The 7,562-nt window shown below is 45.8% G+C and carries 7 protein-coding genes; 5 read left to right on the top strand and 2 right to left on the bottom strand.

The window, feature by feature from the left end; translation table 11 throughout:
* Positions 1-184: 184 nt before the first annotated feature.
* Positions 185-2,122: an after-VIT domain-containing protein gene (locus E5S67_RS30310; RefSeq protein WP_246277060.1), complete on the top strand. Its 1,938-nt coding sequence runs from the start codon at positions 185-187 to the stop codon at positions 2,120-2,122.
* 229 nt (positions 2,123-2,351) lie between these two features.
* Here the strand turns inward: E5S67_RS30310 and rpe are convergent, their stop codons facing one another.
* On the bottom strand, positions 2,352-3,053 hold the full coding sequence (gene rpe / locus E5S67_RS30315; RefSeq protein ID WP_172192955.1) for a ribulose-phosphate 3-epimerase: 702 nt from the start codon (positions 3,051-3,053) through the stop codon (positions 2,352-2,354).
* A 243-nt stretch (positions 3,054-3,296) separates the two neighbouring features.
* On the opposite strand from rpe, the gene E5S67_RS30320 reads away from it, so the two are divergent.
* The 3 genes from E5S67_RS30320 to E5S67_RS30330 all read left to right on the top strand — a co-directional run bounded on the left by E5S67_RS30320 (position 3,297) and on the right by E5S67_RS30330 (position 6,042).
* A complete protein-coding gene (locus E5S67_RS30320) occupies positions 3,297-3,671 on the top strand; it encodes a hypothetical protein (protein WP_172192965.1) in 375 nt (124 codons plus the stop codon).
* Positions 3,672-3,775: 104 nt separating this feature from the next.
* Positions 3,776-5,191 carry an LCP family glycopolymer transferase gene (locus tag E5S67_RS30325; RefSeq protein WP_172192957.1) on the top strand — a complete coding sequence of 472 codons (1,416 nt, stop codon included), beginning with the start codon at positions 3,776-3,778 and terminating at the stop codon, positions 5,189-5,191.
* A gap of 422 nt (positions 5,192-5,613) precedes the next feature.
* Entirely contained in the window at positions 5,614-6,042 is a 429-nt protein-coding gene (locus E5S67_RS30330; RefSeq protein WP_172192959.1) for a YidH family protein, read from the top strand.
* A gap of 158 nt (positions 6,043-6,200) precedes the next feature.
* Here the strand turns inward: E5S67_RS30330 and E5S67_RS30335 are convergent, their stop codons facing one another.
* Positions 6,201-6,623, bottom strand: a complete 423-nt coding sequence (locus tag E5S67_RS30335) for a ribosomal maturation YjgA family protein (RefSeq protein ID WP_172192961.1) — start codon at positions 6,621-6,623, stop codon at positions 6,201-6,203.
* A gap of 79 nt (positions 6,624-6,702) precedes the next feature.
* On the opposite strand from E5S67_RS30335, the gene E5S67_RS30340 reads away from it, so the two are divergent.
* Complete coding sequence (locus tag E5S67_RS30340) at positions 6,703-7,344, top strand: ceramidase domain-containing protein (protein ID WP_172192963.1); 642 nt, start codon at positions 6,703-6,705, stop codon at positions 7,342-7,344.
* The last annotated feature ends 218 nt before the right edge of the window (positions 7,345-7,562 follow it).

Here is a 7,562-nt window from a genome sequence, read left to right on the forward strand (position 1 = left end):
TTCTTGCCGTTTTTACGGATATGGGTTGATTTACATTCTGGGCATTGCATAAATTATTCCTCCTATTCATACTCTAACTCAGCAACGCCTGCTGGAACAGGAGCGAGATAATATTTTTACCCAGTCCCTCGCCAACATCAAACCGGGTGAATCAATCGATGTCACTATTCGCTACACTGACAGTTTGAAATTTTTAGCTGGCGATTACGAATTCATTTTTCCGATGGTTGTCGGGCCGCGATATATTCCCGGTACGCCGCTGGATGAAACGGCTGCTAGCGGTAGCGCCCCAGCCCCAATGACAGTCAATTCCGATACCGATATTGTCCCCGATGCGTCGCGCCTGAATGCCCCGATTTTGCCACCGGGAATGCGATCGGGACACGATATCGGCGTGACGCTGGAAATTGAGGCGGGCGTACCGATTCGTAACGTCAATTCCCCATCCCACCAACTGGAAATAGAATATTTCGACTTCCCCCAAACTGCTTTAGCAAACGAGCAGAAAAATGGGCTAATGGTGCGCGTTAAATTGGGAAATAAAGATACAATTCCCAACAAAGATTTGATTGTTCGCTATCAAATTGCAGGTGGAGAAACTCAATCGACGGTATTAACTCATTCGGACGATCGCGGCGGGCATTTTGCAGTTTACTTGATTCCGGCGATCGAGTACAAAACCGATGAAATTGTGCCGAAAGATGTCGTTTTTTTAGTCGATACTTCCGGTTCGCAATCCGGTGCGCCTTTGCAGCAATGTCAGGCATTGTTGCGGCAATTTATTAACGGATTGAATCCAGCGGATACTTTCTCGATTTTGGATTTTTCCGACAAAGTGCGACAACTGTCAAAACAACCGCTACCGAATACATCAGAAAATCGACAACAGGCGATCGAATATATCAACAAACTGCGCGCTTCTGGCGCTACGGAAATGTTGGGCGGGATTCGGGCGGCGATCGATTTTCCCGCACCATCCGGGCGCTTGCGAACTGTGGTATTCCTCAGCGACGGTTACATCGGCAACGAAAACCAAGTTCTCGCCGAAGTGCAGCAACATCTCAAATCGGGGAATCGCCTGTACAGTTTCGGTGCGGGGAGTTCCGTCAATCGCTTTTTGCTCGATCGCATTGCGGAAATCGGGCGGGGAATCTCCCGGATTATCCGGCATGACGAACCAGTTAACGAATTTGTCGAAAAGTTTTTCCTGCAAATCAACAATCCGGTGTTGGTAAATCTGGAAATTACTTGGCAGGGAGAGGGCGAAAATCCGGTAATTTATCCGTCAGTTGCGCCGGATTTATTTGCCGAACAACCGCTGGTTCTCTTTGGAAAAAAGGGCGATCGCGAAGCTGGAATATTGCAGATAAAAGGGGTTAGTGCAGGCGGACACCACTACGTCCAAACCTACCAACTCGACTTTACCGATCCTGGAAATCCGGCAGTTGCCCAGCTTTGGGGGCGGCACCGCATCAAAGATTTGATGAATCAGATGGTGCAGTACGAAACCAAAGTGGGAGTGGCAACAGTGACAGAAACGGCGCTAACGTATCAGCTTCTGTCGCAGTACACGGCTTTTGTGGCTGTCAGCGATGATGTGCGCGTCGAACCGGGTACAGAATCCATCCCGATGAACGTTCCTGTAGAAATGCCGGAAGCGGTGGAATATCTGGGCGTATTGGGCGGCACAGGCTATGTAAAAGATAATGGCTGCACAGACTGGATGGAACAAGAACAAGAACGCGGCATCACATTTAATCGCTCACAGAAGCGGGTGTATCCATTGCTCGCACTAGCCAGCACCCCCAGCGCAAAGTCAAAGCGGCACAGGCGGAGTACATCACCTGTAGAAGTCGTTAGCGCTACGGGGTTGGATGAAGTGGCGATCGATAGTTTAAACGAACACTTGGCAACTCTGACTGTGCCGCCCGGTACAAACGGCGAATTGGTGTTAGAAATTGTCTTCACTAAAGTGCGCGCCAGTCGCATAGTTGTGGATGCTGATGCTTCGACTTTGGCGGATGTGGAGTTGCTGAAAACTATCAAAAAATGCCTCTTTAGCTGGCGCATTCCTCACTTTATTGGGGATACTGTGCGCCTGACGCTGCGGGTGCGATCGTAAAACAGTTTGAGTTAACAATCCGGGCAATACTTTTGCTCGATCGCCCACAAAAAAATGGAAGAATTTGCTCTTCCATTTTTTAATAATGAGTATTCGTCCTGACTGCAAACCACTTTTTTTATTAGACTTCTCCCATAATTATCGTGGAACAGGCCCTCGTTGCCTGTTCAAAATCTGCTTTGAGAGGAGAAGTCTATTGGTAACTTGACGGACACGATCGCATTTTCAACTAAACAGCAGCTAACTCAGGAGTCGGACGCTTGCTGTTGCGGATACCCTCGATCGCCCCTGCGTAATCATTCGCCTTAAACACAGCAGAACCAGCGACGATCGCATTTGCGCCCGCTTCCAGAACCTGCCAAGTATTGTTCCCCTTCAAACCGCCATCTACCTCAATCCAAGGATCGAGGCCCTTGTCGTCGCACATTTTGCGCAACTGGCGAATTTTCGGCAAAACAGCCGGGATAAAACTTTGACCGCCAAAGCCGGGATTCACGCTCATAATCAGCACTAAATCGCAAAGTTCCAGCACGTACTCGATCAACTCCAAAGGCGTCGAAGGATTCAGAACCACACCAGCCATTTTGCCCAATTCCCGAATTTGACCGAGGGTGCGGTGCAAATGAGGCGAAGCATTATGCTCGGCGTGAACCGAAATAATGTCAGCACCAGCCTTAGCGAAGTCCTCGACGTACTTCTCCGGCTCCACAATCATCAAGTGGACATCTATCACCTTGGTAGTAACAGGGCGAATTGCCTCAACAATCAGCGGCCCGATAGTAATATTAGGAACAAAGCGACCGTCCATCACATCTACGTGAATCCAGTCAGCCCCAGCTCGATCGACAGCCTGAATCTCTTCTCCGAGACGGCTAAAATCGGCTGATAATATGGATGGAGCAATAACGATTGATTTTTGGGATTGGGTCATGGCTAAGTCTGTTCTCCTGTCTGCTGTGCTGTATCCAGTTTATCAAAATACGGGTCTCCGGGTCGAAAAGTTGCCAACGATCGGTCGCAGGTTCGGGAGTGCCGAAAAATTTTGCCTCTGACAGACAAGTTTGGCGATCGCACCAGCCCTGCTCTGGGAATTTTGGTTTAGGATATTAATTTTCCCTCTAACAAATAACTTTCGTGCAAAATCTGACCTTCTGCAAATTTTGAGTAGCGAATGATGAAAAATACAGATCCCTTAGAAAATCCTGAACTCGATCGTGCAAGTCTGTTTGTATTAATGATCCCAGTCATCGGCTTTTTCCCCGCCCTGTGGACTCTTTACCGCCGTCAGGGCAGCCCCGAACGCAAAGCCATCAGCCGCTTGGCAATTGCCCTTGCTTTTAGTTGGCTATTAGGACATATTCTTTTAGAAGCTGGAGCGATTTCTGCGGAATCTCCGACACTTCCCATGTTATTAATGAGTAGCCTGCTGACAACCAGCTATTTCATCGTTGCTTTGGGACTGATGGTTCGCCTCTGGAAGCGTCAACCGCTATGGTTGCCCGGAATTAGCCGCGTAGCGGAGCAAGTGGTGGGCAAACATTTATCATAATTTAGGGTTCTTTTAAGCCCCTACCGTATTGATTGATTGCGTCTTCAGCTTGATACTACATATTGCCATTATCTTTTTTATTTTTGTTGTGTGTGAGGAAGCCAGTGCCAGCTCAAAAAATTCCTAATCAAGACCCTATCCAACAATCAACTGCTCAACCTGCAACCAAAAAATCTTCCCAGCCCCATCGAGGCCGTTGGCTGGGTTTTGGTTTTGGTTTGGCGGGAGTAGCCATGCTCTCAGCCACAGCCGGAGCGTTGCTAGCCGTCTCCCTTTCTACAACGCCGCTTCAGCAACAAAAGTTGAGCCCTGAAGAAGCGGCGGTGTTTTCTCAAGGCGACATGGCAAAGCTCAACATGAAGATGCCGGAGCTGACTCGCCCAGTTAATATTTTAGTTTTAGGACTTAAAGTTCTGAGTTCAGACATCGACGGCCATGCCGATAGGGAGCAGGGATACGAGGTCTGGCAAAACTCTTTCAAGGGCTTAACCGATACCATGCTGTTGGTTAGGTTTGACCCTCAAAATAAAAAGTTAAGCGTGCTTTCCATTCCGCGAGACACTCGCACCTATGTTGAAGGTAGAGGGGAGGTGAAAATAAACGAAGCTAATTACTACGGGGGCCCAGCTTCGTCAGCGAAGGCAGTCAGCGGACTCTTGGGCGGCGTGGGAATTGACCGATATGTCACAGTCAATATTCAAGGCATCAAAAGTTTGGTAGATGCACTTGGTGGCATTACTATTAATGTCCCTAAGGACATGAAGTATACCGATGAAAGCCAGCATTTATATATAAATTTAAAGGCTGGCAAGCAGAAACTCAACGGCGAACAAATCGTGCAATATTTGCTTTACCGGCACGACGATTTGGGTGATATCGGGCGGGTGCAGCGCCAGCAATTGTTGATGCGGGCTTTTGTAGAACAGGAAGTAAATGTAGGTTTGCTGTCTCGGCTACCGAAGATTTTGTCGGTGATTCAGTCTCACCTTGACACGAATTTGAGTATAGAAGAATTGGTGGCTTTGGCTGGTTTTGCTACTCAAACCGATCGCGCTGGCGTGCAGATGTTGATGGTTCCCGGCAAATTTAGCGATTCTAAGGACTACAAGGCAAGTTTTTGGTTGCCCGATCAAAGTGGCATCGAAACTCTGGTGTCAGAACATTTTGACTTCGGTCAGAATAGTTGGACAATTGAGAATGCTGATGCAACTTTTCTGAAGGTGGCGATTCAAGATAGTACCGGAGATGAATCTGCTGTTGAAGATTTTGTCAATACTCTGACTCAAGCAGGTTATCGGAATGTTCAGGTTTATAAAGCTTGGCCCGAACCGTTGGAGGTAACTACTGTAGTAGCTCAACAGGGCGATATTAAAGGTGCTCAAGCGATTCGCCAGTTTTTGGGTTTTGGAGACGTGCTGGTTGAGAGTACCGGTTCTTTGCAGTCGGATGTGACAATCAGATTGGGCAAGGATTGGTTGGAGAAAAAGGCTCAGTCCGGCGGTGCGGCTAAGTCTTTTTAAACAGGATTATAACCGCGGTATTTGTAGGGACACAGCATTGCTGTGTCCTCTTCTTTTCTGTTGGTAGATATGAAGGCGATCGCTTTTTTGCCGATTTACTAATTAATAAAGCCCTGGATGCACTAATCCTCAGAAACCCCCTTGATGCGTAGATTCTTAATTACCAAACCAAGATTTTTTTGTATAAACCGGGTTTATAAGCTAGGACTTGCGCACTCCGATTTCTGGAAGGTTTATTACCGAGATTAAAGGCTATAACACAGTTTTTTTCTGAAAAAATATGGTTTTAGCGCAATTCCTATGATACTATCTTTTTTGGTAATGATGAATCACGAGCGCAATACCGATACTTCCCTCCCCAATCTGAACTGAAACAATAATTTACGAGGGAAAGCTTAAGATATTTTATAAAGGTAGGGTTGATGAACAAGGGTTCTAAAATAGACCGACAGCGGGAACATCAGGCAAATGAACGCACGTTTCTTGCATGGTTACGAACTTCAATCGGTTTAATTGGTTTTGGGTTGGCGATCGCTCGGTTCAGTTTATTTCTGCGTCAATTTCAAGCTACAGTGACTCACCAAGAAGTTGCCTCCCCTCCCTTCTTTAACTCCGAAACTTTAGGGCTGAGTCTGGTCATTTTTGGGATTGCGGTCATTCCCTTAGCAGCATGGCGTTATAATCGAGTTTTCTGGCAAATTGAGCGAGGTGATTATCGCCCAAATCGTGTGCTAGTTTGGATTCTGACTGGAACTGTGATGATTTTAGGAACGTTAACCATTCCGTTGTTGCTCTGGCGAGATCGCGGCAATATACCTCCCACTTCAACTCCTAAAAATTCTCAATTCTAAGTTAACCCGATCGCTTATAATTGAGTGAAAATAACCGCAACCAGATCATTCAGCTTTTGTGGATATAAATTGTCTGTGGTGTTAGAGGATCTGATGGGGAGAGGATTTGAAGATTTTAGATCTGGCAATCAAAATATACAATTTAAATTCAGTACAAGTTATAAGCGGAAGCAAGTGAAATGAAGCCATCGCACCCACAACCAACCTAAAAAACTCCCCACAAAATAAGAGATAAAATCTGACCAACTAAAGTGATTTCCCAAAATCAGCCTTCCGGGTAAAGTAGCTCGCATTGCTTGTAAAAACGGAGGTGTCCACAGTTGGAGAAACTCTACTCCGCAGGTAGCTAGACACACAGCTACAGCCGCCCTAATTGGGGAAAATCGCGGCCAGATCAGAACTACCAGCAAAATCCAAAATACCTCATAAGCTATGCTTCCAAAAAAGTCGTTGAACCATTCCGGTGCAGGGCCGCGAGAAAATCTCACCGCATAACCTAAAGGGATAATCACGATTATAGTGATGAGCAGGGCAATTCGATATTTTAAAAAACGGCGATCGGGAGAAATTGGGGAATTCATTAAATTTGAGACAGGTTTTTTCGTTCACTTTAACGCTTTTGCTGTAGTATGGCTTCAACTCCCACAACAGTGACATGAGATGAATGATTACATCGATCTTTACTGCGAACGTACCATGCCTGGTTTATGGAGTGAACCACTAAATGCTGTATCTAATATTTCTTTTCTCATTGCAGCATGGGCTATTTTTCAATTGGCTCGGCGACAGCAAAAAGTACCCACGGGTATTTGGATGTTGATTACTTTAGCCACCAGTATTGGTATTGGAAGTGCGCTATTTCATACATTTGCGACACAATGGGCAAGATTACTAGATGTGATTCCTATTATGCTCTTTCAGGTTGTGTTTTTATGGCTCTATAGCCGTCAAGTAGTTAGGATGAAATATGGATATGCAGGAGGATTGCTCGTAGGATTTTTATTTGGCAGCAACTTCAGCAATAAATTTACCAATGTTCTCAACGGTTCTCTTTCTTATGCTCCTGCATTTTTAGTTTTACTAGGGCTTGGAGTATATCACTATCAACAGCAAAAGCGTGAGCCATTTGTTCTATTAGCAGCATCGGGGGTATTCCTGTTAGCCCTTTCATTCCGCACTCTCGATCGGGAAATTTGTCCTTACTTTTCAACAGGTACTCATTTTGTTTGGCATCTTTGTAATGGTATTTTGCTGTACTTATCAGCAAGAGGATTAATCCTAAACAGACCGATGATTGACTAGGGATCTATTAACTTTAAAATCCGAATTAGCCCAAGTCTTAGCCAAGCTACTTCACTGCTATAAGGTTAATCGCGATCGCCCACAGGTAAACTCAGTATAAACCCTGTTTGACCAAGTATGGCAGCATCTATAGCGATCGCAAATGATTTGTAAATCATAAATAATGTATAATGAGGATGTAAACCTAAGTAGGAGTTGAGATGTCCCGAGAGAAATCG

The organism is Microcoleus asticus IPMA8 (genome assembly GCF_013179805.1).
Lineage (GTDB): Bacteria > Cyanobacteriota > Cyanobacteriia > Cyanobacteriales > Microcoleaceae > Microcoleus > Microcoleus asticus.

What these genes read in the sequence shown, in the direction of transcription:
- E5S67_RS30320 (WP_172192965.1), top strand. Translation starts at nt 3,297, where the DNA reads ATGAAAAATACAGATCCCTTAGAAAATCCTGAACTCGATCGTGCAAGT.
- E5S67_RS30335 (WP_172192961.1), bottom strand. Translation starts at nt 6,623, where the DNA reads ATGAATTCCCCAATTTCTCCCGATCGCCGTTTTTTAAAATATCGAATT.
- E5S67_RS30330 (WP_172192959.1), top strand. Translation starts at nt 5,614, where the DNA reads ATGAACAAGGGTTCTAAAATAGACCGACAGCGGGAACATCAGGCAAAT.
- rpe (WP_172192955.1), bottom strand. Translation starts at nt 3,053, where the DNA reads ATGACCCAATCCCAAAAATCAATCGTTATTGCTCCATCCATATTATCA.
- E5S67_RS30340 (WP_172192963.1), top strand. Translation starts at nt 6,703, where the DNA reads ATGAATGATTACATCGATCTTTACTGCGAACGTACCATGCCTGGTTTA.